Source organism: Oleidesulfovibrio alaskensis DSM 16109, from assembly GCF_000482745.1.
Taxonomy (GTDB): domain Bacteria; phylum Desulfobacterota; class Desulfovibrionia; order Desulfovibrionales; family Desulfovibrionaceae; genus Oleidesulfovibrio; species Oleidesulfovibrio alaskensis.
In genome coordinates, this window is record NZ_AXWQ01000005.1 from 73,023 (window position 1) to 88,456 (window position 15,434).

General features: G+C 56.5%; 11 protein-coding genes. 4 read left to right on the plus strand and 7 right to left on the minus strand.

The features are described from left to right. Positions 1 to 14: 14 nt before the first annotated feature. The 3 genes from clpB to H586_RS0103220 are packed head-to-tail and all read right to left on the minus strand — an operon-like array spanning position 15 to position 3,934. The gene (clpB, locus tag H586_RS0103210) at positions 15 to 2,606 is read right to left on the minus strand and encodes an ATP-dependent chaperone ClpB (RefSeq protein WP_027181353.1); all 2,592 of its coding nucleotides are present in this window, start codon (positions 2,604 to 2,606) and stop codon (positions 15 to 17) included. Positions 2,607 to 2,640: 34 nt separating this feature from the next. Beyond that, positions 2,641 to 2,952: a chaperone modulator CbpM gene (locus H586_RS0103215; RefSeq protein WP_011367608.1), complete on the minus strand. Its 312-nt coding sequence runs from the start codon at positions 2,950 to 2,952 to the stop codon at positions 2,641 to 2,643. A 34-nt stretch (positions 2,953 to 2,986) separates the two neighbouring features. Then, entirely contained in the window at positions 2,987 to 3,934 is a 948-nt protein-coding gene (locus H586_RS0103220; RefSeq protein ID WP_027181354.1) for a DnaJ C-terminal domain-containing protein, read from the minus strand. A 118-nt stretch (positions 3,935 to 4,052) separates the two neighbouring features. On the opposite strand from H586_RS0103220, the gene H586_RS0103225 reads away from it, so the two are divergent. Beyond that, positions 4,053 to 5,153 (plus strand): polysaccharide deacetylase family protein, encoded by a 1,101-nt coding sequence (locus H586_RS0103225; protein WP_027181355.1) that lies wholly within the window; start codon positions 4,053 to 4,055, stop codon positions 5,151 to 5,153. A 62-nt stretch (positions 5,154 to 5,215) separates the two neighbouring features. Here H586_RS0103225 and H586_RS0103230 read toward each other — a convergent pair whose 3' ends face one another. The 3 genes from H586_RS0103230 to H586_RS0103240 all read right to left on the minus strand — a co-directional run bounded on the left by H586_RS0103230 (position 5,216) and on the right by H586_RS0103240 (position 8,180). Beyond that, entirely contained in the window at positions 5,216 to 6,235 is a 1,020-nt protein-coding gene (locus tag H586_RS0103230; protein WP_011367605.1) for a threonine aldolase family protein, read from the minus strand. Positions 6,236 to 6,284: 49 nt separating this feature from the next. Further along, positions 6,285 to 7,385 carry a glycosyltransferase family 4 protein gene (locus H586_RS0103235; RefSeq protein ID WP_027181356.1) on the minus strand — a complete coding sequence of 367 codons (1,101 nt, stop codon included), beginning with the start codon at positions 7,383 to 7,385 and terminating at the stop codon, positions 6,285 to 6,287. Positions 7,386 to 7,529: 144 nt separating this feature from the next. Continuing rightward, complete coding sequence (locus H586_RS0103240) at positions 7,530 to 8,180, minus strand: hypothetical protein (protein ID WP_027181357.1); 651 nt, start codon at positions 8,178 to 8,180, stop codon at positions 7,530 to 7,532. A 226-nt stretch (positions 8,181 to 8,406) separates the two neighbouring features. Between H586_RS0103240 and H586_RS0103245 the strand changes: the two genes are divergently transcribed. Genes H586_RS0103245 through ybeY form a run of 3 tightly spaced genes read left to right on the plus strand, consistent with a single transcriptional unit; the run spans position 8,407 to position 12,231 of the window. Next, positions 8,407 to 9,405, plus strand: coding sequence for a PhoH family protein (locus H586_RS0103245; RefSeq protein ID WP_011367602.1), 999 nt, complete (start codon positions 8,407 to 8,409; stop codon positions 9,403 to 9,405). After that, positions 9,383 to 11,725 (plus strand): HD family phosphohydrolase, encoded by a 2,343-nt coding sequence (locus tag H586_RS0103250; RefSeq protein WP_027181358.1) that lies wholly within the window; start codon positions 9,383 to 9,385, stop codon positions 11,723 to 11,725. The genes H586_RS0103245 and H586_RS0103250 overlap by 23 nt, the downstream gene beginning before the upstream one ends. After that, the gene (gene ybeY, locus H586_RS17965) at positions 11,722 to 12,231 is read left to right on the plus strand and encodes an rRNA maturation RNase YbeY (RefSeq protein WP_034618515.1); all 510 of its coding nucleotides are present in this window, start codon (positions 11,722 to 11,724) and stop codon (positions 12,229 to 12,231) included. The genes H586_RS0103250 and ybeY overlap by 4 nt, the downstream gene beginning before the upstream one ends. 252 nt (positions 12,232 to 12,483) lie before the next feature. Here ybeY and H586_RS0103260 read toward each other — a convergent pair whose 3' ends face one another. Then, the gene (locus tag H586_RS0103260; RefSeq protein WP_162147944.1) at positions 12,484 to 14,925 is read right to left on the minus strand and encodes a methyl-accepting chemotaxis protein; all 2,442 of its coding nucleotides are present in this window, start codon (positions 14,923 to 14,925) and stop codon (positions 12,484 to 12,486) included. Between the last annotated feature and the right edge of the window lie 509 nt (positions 14,926 to 15,434).

The following is a 15,434-nucleotide window of genomic DNA, read 5'->3' on the forward strand; positions in this document are numbered from 1 at the left end:
TGTCGCATATACTGTTATTCAAAAAACAGCGTATGACCGTCGGTATCCACGGTCACCTGCTGTCCGTCACGCAGTTCTCCGGCAATTATCCTGCGGGCCAGCGGAGTTTCAAGGCGCTGCTGCAGGTACCTCTTCAGCGGACGCGCTCCGTATACGGGATCGTATGCGGACTCGGCAACGAACCGTTTCGCCTTGTCTGTCAGGCTCACGCGGATTTTGCGTTCGGCAAGGCGCCCCAGCAGGCGCTGCATGAGCAGATCGACAATATGCATGATCTGTTCAAGCATAAGAGGTTTGAAGAGCACTATCTCATCAACCCTGTTGAGAAATTCCGGTCTGAAATGCCGCCGGAGTTCTTCAAGCACCCTGTCTTCCACTCCTTCGGTAAATTCGCCCTGCGGCGAAATGCCGTCCAGCATGAGCGGGGCACCTATGTTGGAGGTCATGATGATGATAGTGTTTTTGAAATCCACTGTCCGGCCGTGACTGTCCGTCAGTCTGCCGTCGTCCAGCAGTTGCAGCAGCACATTAAACACATCAGGATGCGCTTTTTCAATTTCATCAAAAAGCACAACACTATACGGTTTGCGACGCACCGCTTCGGTCAACTGCCCGCCATCGTCATAACCCACATACCCGGGAGGCGCTCCGATAAGGCGTGCCACGGTATGTTTTTCCATGTATTCACTCATGTCCAGCCGGACAATATTATCTTCAGTATCAAAAAGCGCCTGCGCAAGGGTCTTGCACAGTTCGGTTTTTCCCACTCCGGTGGGTCCGAGGAAAATGAAAGAACCGATGGGTCTCGCAGGGTCGGACAGCCCGGCGCGCGAGCGCAGCACCGCTTCTGCCACGGCATCTACCGCCACATCCTGTCCCACAACCCGCTGATGCAGCACATCGGGCAGACGGAGCAGCTTTTCCCTTTCCGATTCAAGCAGACGCGTCACGGGAATTCCTGTCCAGCGGGCTACTATCTCTGCCACATCATCCGGACCTACTTCCTCCTTCAGCAGCCGCGGGCCGTTTTCGCCGCCGCCCTCGGTTGCCGCAAGACGTTTTTCCAGATCGTGCAGCACTGAATACTTCAGCTCCGCAGCACGGTTAAGATCGTAATTGCGTTCCGCCTCCTCTATCTGACGCCGCGTGCGCTCAATGTCTTCTTTAAGCGCGCGCACGCTGTCTATAGAGCCCTTTTCGCGTTCCCACTGGGTATTCAGTCCCGCCTGTACCTCGCGCAGTTCAGCCAGCTCATTCTCCAGCTTTTGCAGCCGTTCACGAGACGCCGCATCCGTCTCACGCCGCAAAGCTTCACGTTCAATTTCCAGCTGCATGATCTTGCGGTTGGCTTCGTCCAGTTCAGCGGGCAGCGAATCAATTTCGGTCCTGATAAGCGCAGCGGCCTCGTCGATAAGGTCAATGGCTTTGTCCGGAAGCTGCCTGTCGGCAATATACCTGTTGGAAAGCGTGACAGCCTCCACCAGTGCGGAGTCACTGATGCGTACCCCGTGGTGCACCTCGAACCGCTCCTTGAGACCGCGGAGAATCGAAATGGTATCTTCCACGGTAGGCTCATCCACCACCAGAGGCTGGAAACGGCGTTCCAGTGCCGGATCCTTTTCTATATACTTGCGGTATTCATCCAGCGTTGTGGCCCCGATGCAATGCAGTTCGCCGCGTGCAAGCATGGGTTTGAGCAGGTTGCCCGCATCCATGGCACCGTCCGTCTTGCCGGCCCCCACAATGGTATGCAGTTCGTCTATGAACATGATTATGCGGCCCTCGGCCTGCTCAACCTCTTTCAGCACCGCTTTCAGGCGTTCCTCAAACTCTCCGCGATATTTGGCGCCTGCAATAAGCGCCCCCATATCCAGTGCAAAAAGGCTCTTGTCGCGCAGACTTTCGGGTACGTCACCGTTGAGTATGCGGTGTGCCAGCCCCTCAACAATGGCGGTTTTACCCACTCCGGCCTCGCCGATGAGCACAGGGTTGTTTTTTGTGCGCCGCGAAAGAATGCGTACCGTGCGCCTTATCTCGGCATCACGGCCAATCACCGGATCAAGCTTGCCCTTGCGCGCCTCCTCCACAAGATCTCGACCGTAACGGCTGAGGGCTTCATAGGTATCTTCAGGGTTGGATGACGTTACGCGCTGTGCACCGCGGACCTGAGTCAGTACGCCCAGCAGCTTTTCCTGTGTCAGCCCGAACTGAGCAAACACTCTGCCCACCGGGCTTGAGGCTGGTTCTTCAGCCATGGCGCAGAAAATATGTTCCACACTGACGTACTCGTCCTGCAGACGACGGGCGGAATCCTGCGCTTTTACAAGCAGCCTGTTAAGCCGCTGTGTGACAAAAATCTGCCCCTGCGCCGAACCCGGACCGCTTACAGCAGGCTTTCTGCCCAGTTCCGCCTCGACAGCCGCGGCAAAAGCTTGGGGGCGCACTCCCGCCTTGTCCAGCAGACGGGGAACAATCCCATGCTCCTGCACCACCAGCGCGAGCGCAAGATGCTCGACATCAACCTCCTGATGGCCTGACCGCACAGCCACATTCTGCGCTTCGCCCAGAGCCTGCTGCGATTTTTCAGTAAACTTGCTTATATCCATTTTTTTCTCCTCCGTATCGTCAGAAAATGCAGAACTAAAGCAGTTTTTCCAATGAACTTACTTTACGCTCCAGCTGATCGATACGTTCCAGCAAATCGACGATTATCACCCCGCCCACGCTGGGCAGTTCAAAATCGTCACAAATTCTTTGCAATTTCCTCAGACGGTACACATCCAGCCTGCGGAAAAGATATTCAGCCCCTGCGGTACGCACGGGAACAAGCCAGCCGTATTCAACCAGTTCCCCCAGCCTTACGGGGGGCACGCCGGTAAGTTCAATAAACTCGGCCCATGCGATATATTCCGATCGGATAGGTAAGTCTCCGGAATGCCTGTTAACAGTCATGGCGCGTCTCCTCGTGCGTTCCGCTTTTCGTTGATCAGGGTCTTGGGTTGAAACCTGAAACAGCCGCCAGCTTTTCCCACAGTTCGCGTTCTTCCAGAGATGGGTTCTCCGGTACACGTATCTGAATCCTCACATACTGGTCCCCGCGGGATGCTGCGGGTCCCAGCCCCTTGCCGCGCAGCCGCAGTTTTTTGCCGCTGCCCGTACCGGGAGCAATTTTCAGCTGCACTTCGCCATCCAGCGTGGGTACACGCACTGCGGCACCCAGCACAGCCTCCCACGGAGCCACATATACATCCACAAGCACATCACTGCCATCAACATGAAAAACAGGATGTTCAGCCAGCCTGACACGCAGGTACAGGTCTCCTGCGGGGCCGCCGCCCATGCCGGGGTCCCCCTGGCCGGAAAGCCGGATTTTTGCACCTTCACGTACACCGGCAGGAATTGACACCTCCAGCCGTCTGGAATCACCGCCTCCCTGTCCCTGCAGGGTAAGCGATTTTTTCCCGCCTTTCAGTGCTTCTTCAAGGGTCAGGGTAAGCTGCGCCTCCACATCGCGCCCCTTGCGCTGCCTGGCTGAAAAATTACCGAACGGATCAGGCCCGAAGCCCGAAGAGTGCCTGTAGCCTCCTGCACCGGCATTGCCGAAAATCATATCGAAAAAGTCGCTGAATCCCGAGGAATCAAAACCGGCCCCTCCGCCGAAATTGGCGTACCTGTGGCCCTGCGCGCCCTGAAAGCTCTGGCCGTGCTGCCAGTCCGGTCCGAGCTGGTCATAAAGACGACGCTTTTCCTCGTCTTTCAGCACCTCGTGCGCCTCATTCACCTCCTTGAATCTGGCCTCCGCATCAGGGTCATTCGGATTAAGATCCGGATGATATTTGCGGGCCATCTTTTTGTAGGCTTTGGCTATCTCCTCTTTCGAGGCACTGCGCGACACGCCCAGCAGCTTGTAGTAGTCCTTGTATTCAACTCCCATCTCGTATAGCTCTCCTTTGACAGCATCCTGATGATGCGGCCATCCTGCGGTCTGCAACCGTCGACGGCCTCGTTATTTCAAGTAATCCGTATTAATCAGCAGTCAAGCGAAATTACTCATGACAAAGAGTCTGCCGGTACTCATGTACCATTATGTCAGCAAGTGCGAAGGCTCCATATCCGTTGATCCGCGTACATTCGAAGATCATTGCAGAACCCTTGCGGCCCGCGGCTGGCACGGCATAAGCCTGCACGAAGCAGAACAGTTTCTGCTTAACGGCACGCCCCTGCCCCGCAGATCCGTTCTGATAACCTTTGATGACGGCTATCTGGACAACTACATATATGCCTGGCCCGTTCTTAAAAAATACGGGCACAAGGCCGTCATTTTCGCGGTTACCTCTAAAATTGAAAACCACGCCACCCTGAGACCGACCATCGACGATATCCGCGAAGGAAGGGCCAGACCTGACGCTCTGCCTCAGGTAGATAAACCTTTCATTGAAATTGCAGAAGGCGTGGCGGAACGTCAGGACACATTTTTCAGCTGGAGCGAGGCGCGGGCCATGGAAGCTTCCGGCGTTATCACCATTGCAGCGCACTCGCATTCTCATGCCAACATTTTCTGCGGGCACGAATACTCAGGTTTTATCTTTCCCCGCGGCAGAGGGCGCACTTTTTATGAGGTTGAAGGTGAAAACCTGTGGGGCATGCCGGCATATCCCAAGGCTCCTGCGTTTTCCGGTAATGCATTTCTGCCTTCTGCACGGCTGATGGACATAGTGCGCAGCACTGTGCCCCAGAACAAGATTGAAGCCTATAACTTTGCACAGCAACCGGAAAACAGGGACAGACTGCAACGCAGGCTGGATGCGCTGTCCGCAACAGAGGCCGGCCGCTATGAAACAGATGAGGAGCGCGACGCCCGTTTTACAAAAGACATCGCCGCCTGCAAGGCTTTGCTTGAAAAAGAACTGGGCCATGCAAGACGGTCTTTCTGCTGGCCATGGGGCGTGGCGGGAACAGCGGCTAAACTTATGGCGGAGCAGCAGGGTTTCAGTGTTTTCTTTACCACTGCTCCCGGCGCCAACCCGCCGCACTCTGCCGGTGCAGTGCACCGCTTCAAGGTAAAAAACAGGCCCGCCCGCTGGCTGCTCTCGCGGGTCAGGCTGTATGCAAATCCCGCGGCAGCGCGGATTTATTCGTTTCTGCGCAGATAACAACAAGGCGCGGCAGCCTGACAGTCTGCCGCGCCTTGATTTTCCATCCGGACGAAAGGGCGTCAGCAAGCTGCGCGGACAGCCTGTACAAATTCGGCCACTTCGTCTTCCGTGGTGGCAAACGACGTCATCAGGCGCACTTCGCCCGTTGCGGCATCCCACACATTGAAAAGATACTCGCGCTGCAGCGCCGCAACACCGCGTGCAGGCAGACAGGCAAAGACAGCGTTGGCCTGTACCGGACGCGTTATGGATACGGCATCGATGCCGGACAGTCCCTGTGCCAGAACGGAAGCCATGGCATTGGCGTGGCGCGCATTTTCAAGCCACAGACCGTCCTTCAAAAGCTCAACGAACTGCGCACTGATAAAACGCATCTTTGAACAAAGCTGGCCCGTCTGTTTGCGCAGGTAGGCATAACCTTCTGCAAGGCGCTCATCAAAAACAACCACGGCATCGCCAAAAAAGAGACCGTTTTTAGTTCCGCCGAAAGTCAGCACATCCACTCCCGCATCCCGTGTCAGTTCCCGCAGCGTAAGCCCCAGTGCCGCGGCGGCGTTGGCAATGCGGGCGCCGTCCATATGCAGCAGCAACCCCCGCCCGTGGACTGCATCGGCAATGGCACGAACTTCGTCCGGCGTGTACACGGTTCCGTATTCCGTTACCTGCGTGATGGACACAACACCCGGCTGAGCGTGGTGCACAACTCCTATCTGCTCAAAGGCAGGCTCCAGACAGGCGGCAGTCAGCTTGCCGTTTTTTGAAGGCAGCGCCACAAGTTTCATACCGCCCATGGCTTCCGGGGCACCGGTTTCATCCACATTGATGTGGGCCACATCAGAGCATACCACCGCCTGCCACGGTTTGAGAGCTCCTCGCAATGCCAGCACATTGGCTGCCGTTCCCGCAAAAACGGGAAACACATGCGTTTCCTCACCGAAAATGCGGCGGAAGCACTCCTGCGCCTGAGCGGTGAAAGGGTCGTTACCATACGGGGCAGCATGTCCTTCATTGGCCCGGGCCAATGCATTCAGAATTCTGGGATGCGCCCCCGCCGTATTGTCACTGGCAAAGCTCTTCACTATGTATTCCTTGTCGTCGGAGATGTTATACCCTGCACAGACGGACAGACTATGCCTGTTCGTACATGGCGAGTGTCGTATCAAGAAAATCCCGTTCCCGCAGCGTCTTCATCCTTTGCACACAGGCTGCCTGCAACCAGTGACGCCACGGCTCGTCGCGCACTGTTTTTTCCAGCAGGTCTGCCAATGCCGTCACATCGCCTTCCGCACACAACGCCTCATGCGGCAGCAGGTCGGGCATAACCCCCACACCGGTCGAAACCAGCGGTCTGCCGCACGCCATTATCTCCAGTGCGGCACGGGCAATGGTTTCCGACCACAGCGAAGCAACAACACCGGCATCCATGGCGCTGATGCAGGCTGCCACATCCTCCCGTTTGCCGGTTATCACGGTAATGTCACGCACTCCGGCTTCGTCTATCCACGCCTCAACTTCTGCACGGCTGGTGGCTGTTTCAAAGCCGGCAAGCATCAGGCGGACATGACGCAGCCCCCGCCTGTGGTACAGATCGGCAACAGCGAAAATAAGTTCTTTCTGCCCCTTTACTCTGTCAAACCGCCCCAGCAGGCCCAGAACAAAATCACCGGCACCATACCCGTAGCCGGCCCGCACCCGCTGGCGTCCGGATTCGTCATAGCTGAACACGGCGGTATCAACCCCGCCGTAAATAGTATGAATTTTCTGTTCCGGCACCTGAAGCACATCGCGGAAATGGCGCGCCATGACGGAGTTTGTCGCCACAACAGCATCCGCCGCATGACAGTGCAGCCAGCGGTTGGGTATATTGTTTCTGGGCAGCCGCTGGTCGCCGCGTGTGCGCACGAGCTTGAACCGGCCACCTGCTTTACGCAGCATTCCCCACAAAACAAAAGCCTCTCCGCGGTGACAATTGACCACATCGGGCCGGAAATCGCGCACCAATGCACGCATACGCCCCCACAATGCAGCAAGTCGCAACGGGCTGGCCGTGTTCAGGTCCAGTGCCACCGGCTCAAGTCCCCATTCCTGTGCCCTGACAAAAGACTGCGTGCCGTCAAGACCTATGAACAGAGTCTCGTGACCGGCTTCACGCAACAGACGGCTGAGAAACGCGCCATACCATGCCGTGGCATTAAACCATCGTACATTCACAACTTGTATTGTTCTCATCAACAGCCTCCGGCTATGGCGACAGTAACCGGAAAAAAAAGCCGCCCGCAACCGGGCGTGCACAACACAAAAAAGCGGTCTTTCTTCCGGAAGAAAGACCGCGCATTAGCCTGTTTGCCCGCGTATGGCAACCAAATACAAAGGTCATACCCGCATGTTAAGCCCGTTCATCAGCGATGCGCTGCCCTGAAAATAATCCATCACCATGGACCCTGTGCCCATACCGTTGGAAGAAGCCGACATGAAAAAACTGCCCAGCGCTTCCATCTGAATCTGACGTTTCATATCCGCACGCGAAATGCCGTTGAACTGCCGGGCACGGTCAAGGTTGGCAATGGTCTGTATCTGCTTGAATTGTTCAACCACCTCAGGGTTGTCCTTCAGATACTGTTCCACCTTGCCCTCATCTTCATGATTACTCACCACTTCCACCTTGCCGGAAGAAGGGTCCGCCACCAGCCGGAAGTCGATGTCCTCTGCAACGCCCAGTTCGCGCAGGTCGGCCTTCACCTTTTCGGCAAATTCCTTTTCCATCGCTTCTCTGTGCTTTTCCAGCTGGGCAAAAGTAACTCTGCCGTTGCCGTCGGGCTCCACCCCTTTCAATGCCGCGTTGATCATCGATTTAATCTCGGACAGTGAAGAAGCACCGCCGGTATAGGCGCTGATGCGCCGGGGGCGTGCGCTTTCCGTGTTCTGCTGCGCGGACGTCTCAGCAGCGGCGTCGCCGGTTTTATCGTTTTGTTTCGGGGCGGTAAAGTTCATGCCATATGCGGAAGAAAGGGGGGAAGTGTACATTTTAAGGCTCCTGAATTTCCGGATTCATACGCGGGGCGGCTGCATGTTCTGCCGCCTCGCCTTTATGTGAGCATAAAGCATGCCACCAGTACAAAATCATCGTTTTGAGCATGTATCTTCCGCTATTTCAGCCATCTGGACACACATAGACTCGGTATCCGAAAAGAGGTAGTTTCTGCCAGATATAACCCCCTTACACCTGTAACAGGCCTGCTCACAGGACAGCATGACAGACACAACCGTTTGCAAAACTCTTGAATTTGATGACCCGCAGCTGGCGAATGTTCTCTTCGGCCCGCAGAACAGCAACCTCAATCTGCTGGCTGAACGCTCCGGTGCGGGTATTTCGACACGCGGCTCCATGCTGTGTGTCACGTCGCCCGAAACAGGTACAGCTGATACCATGGTCAACCTGCTCACCCAGTTGTACGGTGTGCTCAAGGCCGGCCATCCGCTTTACCCGAGAGACGTGCTGTACGCATGGACCATGCTGCAACGCGAACCGTCCACTGAACTGATCAGAATATTCAAGGAAGCGGTTTTTGTTGTCTCGCCCCGCAAGACCATCACGGCCAAAACGCTGAGCCAGCGTGACTACATTGCCGCTCTGCGCGAAAACGACATGATCTTCGCCGTGGGGCCTGCCGGAACTGGCAAGACCTATCTGGCCGTAGCCATGGCTCTTTCCAGCCTGCTGTCCAAAAAGGTCAAACGTATCATCCTGACCAGACCTGCGGTGGAAGCCGGTGAAAAACTGGGATTTCTGCCTGGTGATCTGGTAGAAAAGGTCAATCCGTACCTGCGGCCCCTTTATGATGCGCTGCATGACATGCTGGACTTTGAAAAAGTCTCTGAAATGCTTGAAAAAGGGATCATCGAGATAGCACCGTTGGCATTTATGCGCGGCCGTACCCTGAATGACGCATTCATCATACTGGATGAAGCACAGAACACGACACCGGAACAGATGAAGATGTTTCTCACACGCATGGGGTTCGGTTCGCAGGCGGTCATTACAGGTGACATAACCCAGATAGACCTGCCCGGCAGCGGCGGCAGGCAGCTTTCCCGTTCTGGACTGGTGCACGCCGAAAGAATACTCGGCAACGTCAAGGGAATACGTTTTCTGCATTTTCATGAAGACGATGTCATCCGGCACCCTCTTGTGGGCAGGATAGTTCAGGCATACGACCGGTTTGAAAATGAGCATAGTGAAAAAGCCTAACGGCGGTCCGCAGGTAAGCGGCATACGCCCCCGCAAAAAAACCGTTCCGGCAGCCGGAATAGCGTTTCTGTTCATCAGTCTGCTCTGCCTGTCCGTTGCGGCTTCGGTGCAGTTTGAAAACAGCCCCACTGTATATCTGGCAGGCGAAGTTGCCGAACGCGACATTCAGGCCGATCAGGAACTGCGGGTTGAAGATGCAGCCGCCACCGAAGCACGGCGCAACGAAGTTGCACGCACGCAGCCGCCGCTTTTTGACCTGAGCACCGCCACCATAGATGTGCTGCGCGCCAATGTGAACGCCACCCTGGAGTCTTTGCGCAACCTGTCCGCAGACAGACACGAAACCCACCGTCAGCAGCTGGCGGAAATGCTGAACAGCGATATTTCGACGCGCACCTTTGATATCTGGCGCACCCCCGTGTTCGCCACCCTGCTGCAGCGTGAAGTGCTGCCGTGGCTCGAAACACGCCTTGCCTCAGGCGTTGTGGCCGACCAGCGCATCCTGCTGCAGGAACGTAACGGCATCATCGTCCGCGATCTTTCCTCCGGTTCCGAGGTGTTGCGCGAAGACCTGCGCTATGTGCCCGACATAGAAAAGCTGGAAAAAGATATGGAAAGCTTTCTGCGGCACGACCTTAATATTCCCCTGCGCATGCGCCGCGCCGTGACAGACATGCTCTTTCCTCTGCTGGCGCCCACTCTGACTCTGAACAGAGAAGCCACAACCCGCAGAACACAGGAAGTGCGCAATGCGGTTTCGCCGGTGTATTACCGTCTGCAGAAAGGTGAAATCATTGTCAGACAGGGTGAAAAAGTAACCGAAGACATGCAGCTTAAACTGCAGGCTCTTGTGTCGCAGAAACAGGAACATCTGTCCGCACCGCGTGTTGCGGGCGTTTTTCTGACGGCACTCATTCTGGCCGCCGGGCTGCTTTTTTCACACCGTACAGGCAGTTTTTCATTCAAAAGCAGCAAAGACATCATTTTCCTTTCCTGCGTGGTACTTGCTTTTGCCGGCATGGCCAAAGGGCTGGATGTGCTGGGGGCGGCGCTGGCCGAAGGCAAAGGGGGCGACTCATTCGAGCTTCTGCCGTTTCTGCTGCCTGTGGCAAGCGCGGGCGGACTGATCGGACTCATATTTTCATTCAGGCGCTGCGTCACCACATCGCTGCTGCTGGCCTTCATCTGCATGGCAATGATGGACGGCGGCACAGATGTCATGCTCTTTTTCTTTCTGTCATCCGTCTGGGGTGCATGGGTCATCCGGCGGGCTCAGACCAGACAGGAGGTTGTCTGGAGCCTTTTGCCGCTGGCAGGCGGCATACTTGCCCTGTGGTGCGGAATGGCCTTTCTGGAAGGCTCGGGCTGGGCACGTTTCGGTTACGGACTGATGCTTGCTTCGGCCAACGCCGTTCTTTCACTGCTGCTCATTTTTGCTCTCAGCCCCATTGTCGAGCTGGCCTTCCGCTATACCACGCGTTTCCGCCTGATGGAGCTGATGAATCTGGAGCAGCCGCTGCTGCAGGAGCTTATGGTCACAGTGCCCGGAACGTATCACCACTCACTCATCGTGGCGAACATGGTTGAAGCCGGGGCAAAGGCAATCGGCGCCAACAGCCTGCTGTGCAAAGTGGCCGCGCTGTATCATGACATCGGCAAACTGGCCAAACCGGAATATTTCATCGAGAATCAGGCCGGCGGCAAGAACAAGCATAACAAGCTGGCTCCTTCCATGAGCGCACTCATTCTGCTGTCTCATGTCAAAAAAGGAGTGGAAATGGCCCGCCAGCACCGGCTGGGCAACCGGATAACGGACATTATTCAGCAGCATCACGGCACATCGCTGATCCGCTTTTTCTACCAGAAAGCCATCGATAACGGCGAAAACCCCAGAACCGAGGATTACAGCTATCCCGGCCCCAAACCACAAAGCCGTGAAGCCGCCATCGTCATGCTGGCCGATGCCGTGGAAGCGTCCAGCCGCACGCTGAACGAACCGACGCCAAGCCGCATCCGAGGGCACATTGAAACAATCATGAAAAACATCTTTGCCGAAGGGCAGCTGGATGAATCCGAACTGACTTTCAGGCAGCTGTCTATGCTGACAGACAGCTTTCACCGCATTCTGGCCGGCATATTCCACCAGCGCATAGAGTACCCCGACGCGAAACAGGGACAACGCGCAGCCTCTCAGGAAGATAAGAGCGAAAAGAAAAAACAGGCCGTTACGCAACAGCCTGAAAAAAGAACCACGCTCATCGCTGTTTCCGACAGGCCTGCCCGTCCCCAGACATCTGCGCGCAGCGGAGAACAGCCATGATTGTCATAACAACACGCACCGGTGCCATGACCGGTTTTCCTCTTTGCCGTCACGACATCAGAATAGCACTGCATAACATGCTTAGCTGTCTTGGACTTTCCGGTGCGCATGTGGAGGTCATTCTGACCGATGACGGGGAAAGCGCACAGCTGAACCGCGAGTTTCTGGGCTGCTACGGCCCGACGAACATACTTTCGTTTCCCGCCGCTGGCCCTGTCGCAGCCCCCCGTCAAGAACCGGACAGCCCCCCTGCATGCCGGAAAGACAGCAGCCACGCCGAGGACGACACAGACCTCGGGGTTCTGGCTCTTTCCACCGGTGCCGTGCACAGGGAAAGCTTTCTTTACGGACAACCACCGCACCGGCACGCCCTGCGCCTGCTTGCTCACGGACTGCTGCACCTTGCAGGTTACGACCATGGCCCGCAGATGGACGACATGACAGAAACACTGATGCAATGCGCAACCGGCAAGGCAGCAGCGGATACGGTCGTTACCGGATTCTGATTCCGAGCCGTCCGCCACTTGTCTGCCGTGCAAACTTTGCAGCCGCTGCCGGCGTCAACGGCAACTGTCCCTGATCCTGCCACCTTCCGCGCTTTGACTGCACTCCGCGGTCTGTACACCGGCAATCCGGCTTCCATCCGGCACCCGCGTGCTGATGCAGTGCAACACGGTGCGGCATGCACAGTCCGTGGCGGCGCCGGGGCTTTCAGGGTGTACGGGCAACTGTAACCGGCGACACCGGCATGCGCTGTGTCACGAACGGCGCAATTCCTCGATGATGCCCTGAAGCGCCGAGGCATTGCCCCGCAGCCCTTCCACAGACCGGGCAGACTCGTCCATGCCTTCCTCGGTCTGTCTGGCTATGCGGCTTATCTCATCCACAGTCTGTATGATGCCTTCGTTTGCTCTGGTGTGTTCTTCGGCAAAGCGGGCTATCTGCTCAATCTGTCCGCCCATGTTCACAGCCAGCCGGGCAATGACGCGCAAGGCCTCGCCCGACTCGGCCACCAGCTGTTCCGTTTCCTCCACGGCACCGGCGGCTGCTTCGGTATGCGCCATGTTTTCATCCGCAGCCTTCTGGATAGTCTGCACACTGCGGCGCACATCATTGGTGGCACTCATGGTCCGTTCTGCGAGTTTGCGCACCTCATCAGCCACCACGGCAAATCCCCGGCCGGCATCACCTGCGCGGGCGGCCTCTATGGCGGCGTTGAGTGCCAGCAGATTAGTCTGGTCTGCTATGTCACGTATGACATCCAGAACTCCTCCGATGGCCTGTGCCTGCTGCCCCAGTTCATGCATGCTTTCGCGCAGAGTGGAAGACATGCTGCTGACTCTGTGCATGGCTTCTTCGGAAGAAGTCACAATGCGCGCACCTTCTTCGGCACGGGCCACCGCGGTTTCGGCACCTGCCACGGCCTCACGGGCATATCCTGCAGATTCCTGCAGGGCGTTGTTCATGCGGCCGACAGACTCCGCCGCTTCTTCAAGCCGCATGACCTGAGTCCGTGCTCCGGAAGATACATTTTTGACCCGGTGCGACAGCTCAGCCACTTCGCCGGAAATCCCGGCAGCAATACTGTCCGCACGACCTGCAACTTCGTGCATCGTCTCATTCTGCAGACTGATATGGTATTCTTTGCTTTTTATGTCTGTAAGATCAGCAACCAGTGCGATGGCACCGATGACTCTGCCATCCAGATCATGCAGCGGCGCGGCATCAATACGCACATGGCGCATGTTGCCTTTTTCCGTACGCCATTCACGCTCCACATTGGTCACCGTCTCACCTGATTCGATGCACCACGAGGTTGTCCCCCGGCCGTCCTTGCCGTGCTGCAGCACCAGCGAGGCGGGTTTACCGCAATAGACGCAGCCTTCGCCTTCCAGCTCCAGCAGCGCCAGCAGTTGCGGATTGACAAATGAAATCACGTTGCGGGTATCCACCACCACGCACGGCACCACGATACCGCTCAGCACGCCCGAGGCAAACCCCAGCTTTTCCTTGAGCTGGCTCACCATCTGCAGAATCCCCTGCGACAACTGGCCTATTTCCGCCCTGAAACGGACGCCTTCCGTCTCCATGCGGGCCTGCAAAGCGCCTCCGGCGACATTCTGCACATACGAACGCATGGCCCCCAGCGGAGCCAGCAGTTCACGGCGCAGAAAGACAAATGTCAGCAGTATGACCACCACAGTGGTAACGGCACCAGCCATACCGGCTATAAACCGCAGCTCGCTCACCGCGGCAAAGGCTTCTTTTTCTGAAACAGAAGTAATCAGTGCCCAGGTGACCCCGGCTGCCTGCACCGGCTGATAGGCCATCAACGACCGGCCTCCGGACAGACCGTCACCCGAAGTGATGCCGCTTATGCCCTGCAGGGCGTCCTGAACGGCCCTGTTATCCACCTGCCCCTCCCTGCCGGCGGCAAAAGATGTCTGCAGGGCATGTTTTTCCGGATCCTGACGTGAATCCGAACGCATATGAAGATCCGGCCCCACAAGATAGCTGTCCCCTGTACGGCCCGTGCCGTACTGTTGTTCCATCAGGCCGGTGATGTTTCCCAGCGGCAGCCGCAAAGCGGCAACCCCCAGAATATCTCCGGTGTAGCTGTATACCGGAGCCGCAAAAAAAGCCGCAGGACGCCCTCCGGACGGAGCATAGGGAGCCACATCGGCAAAAGCTGTCTCGCCGGCCACGGCTTTACGCCAGGCCTGAGCCAGATTGGTAGCGGAAAACTGTCCCGATCTGAGGTCGGCACCCAGATCATCACCGCGCTGCACAGAAAAAAGAACCCTGCCGTGATCGTCTATAAGCAGGGCATCTTCATATCCCAGCACGTCGACATACGGGCTGAAGGCCGCCTTAACATACGTGTAGAGATCTTCATATTCAGGTGTATCCACCGGCATGGGCAGGCCTTCTTCGGCCAGCCCGATGGTATAGTCGCGCAGCATGCCTATGGCGTTGTAGACTTCCTTGACTTTGGAATACATGACTGTTTCCTGCCGCCATGTGGCAATAACGCCTGAAACAGCTTTGCCCTGTATTTCACGCACAGACTCCAGCTGACTGCGTGCTTTGCCGCGCAGACTTTCAGACGCAGTGTTCACACTGAAAACACCCATGAAAAGCAAAGGAAAAAGACCGATAAGCAGGCAAAAGCCGGCCATTTTGAAACGCAAGGACATCATTCCCACCCCGTTGTCCGATATCATGAAAAAACAGAGGCCTGTATGACTCCGGATTGTTACGGCAGTGTGAAAACGATATGACAATCAAGCGGACGGCCCTGATTATAACAAGGGAGGATGGCAGAAAACAGCCCGCTCCGGCAGCGCCTTGAAGGAACGCAGCGGGCATAAAAAAAACCGCCTTGCGGCGGCCGGTCAGATCAGGATTTGATAAAACATTCCGCGGGCAGCACAAGGCCCTCGGCACAGTACGGACATTTCACGGAGACGGAGTTCTGCCCCTCGCGCAGTGTTTTCTTTTTAAGCAGAAAAACCTTCTGGCAATAGGGGCACCGCACACGGGTTGCAGCCTCTGCAGTCATATTATGTGCCTCGTAGCATAGACAGCGGTTTGAGTTTGATAGCGGGTATCCGTAATGACAAGATGCTCATGATATCCCTCAACCGTGACAATGGCAACACAGGGCCCGCCTTGACCGGTGAGGCTATCAGGCATATGGACTACAGTT

What these genes read in the sequence shown, in the direction of transcription:
- clpB (WP_027181353.1), bottom strand. Translation starts at nt 2,606, where the DNA reads ATGGATATAAGCAAGTTTACTGAAAAATCGCAGCAGGCTCTGGGCGAA.
- H586_RS0103215 (WP_011367608.1), bottom strand. Translation starts at nt 2,952, where the DNA reads ATGACTGTTAACAGGCATTCCGGAGACTTACCTATCCGATCGGAATAT.
- H586_RS0103220 (WP_027181354.1), bottom strand. Translation starts at nt 3,934, where the DNA reads ATGGGAGTTGAATACAAGGACTACTACAAGCTGCTGGGCGTGTCGCGC.
- H586_RS0103225 (WP_027181355.1), top strand. Translation starts at nt 4,053, where the DNA reads ATGACAAAGAGTCTGCCGGTACTCATGTACCATTATGTCAGCAAGTGC.
- H586_RS0103235 (WP_027181356.1), bottom strand. Translation starts at nt 7,385, where the DNA reads ATGAGAACAATACAAGTTGTGAATGTACGATGGTTTAATGCCACGGCA.
- H586_RS0103240 (WP_027181357.1), bottom strand. Translation starts at nt 8,180, where the DNA reads ATGTACACTTCCCCCCTTTCTTCCGCATATGGCATGAACTTTACCGCC.
- H586_RS0103245 (WP_011367602.1), top strand. Translation starts at nt 8,407, where the DNA reads ATGACAGACACAACCGTTTGCAAAACTCTTGAATTTGATGACCCGCAG.
- H586_RS0103250 (WP_027181358.1), top strand. Translation starts at nt 9,383, where the DNA reads ATGAGCATAGTGAAAAAGCCTAACGGCGGTCCGCAGGTAAGCGGCATA.
- ybeY (WP_034618515.1), top strand. Translation starts at nt 11,722, where the DNA reads ATGATTGTCATAACAACACGCACCGGTGCCATGACCGGTTTTCCTCTT.
- H586_RS0103260 (WP_162147944.1), bottom strand. Translation starts at nt 14,925, where the DNA reads ATGATGTCCTTGCGTTTCAAAATGGCCGGCTTTTGCCTGCTTATCGGT.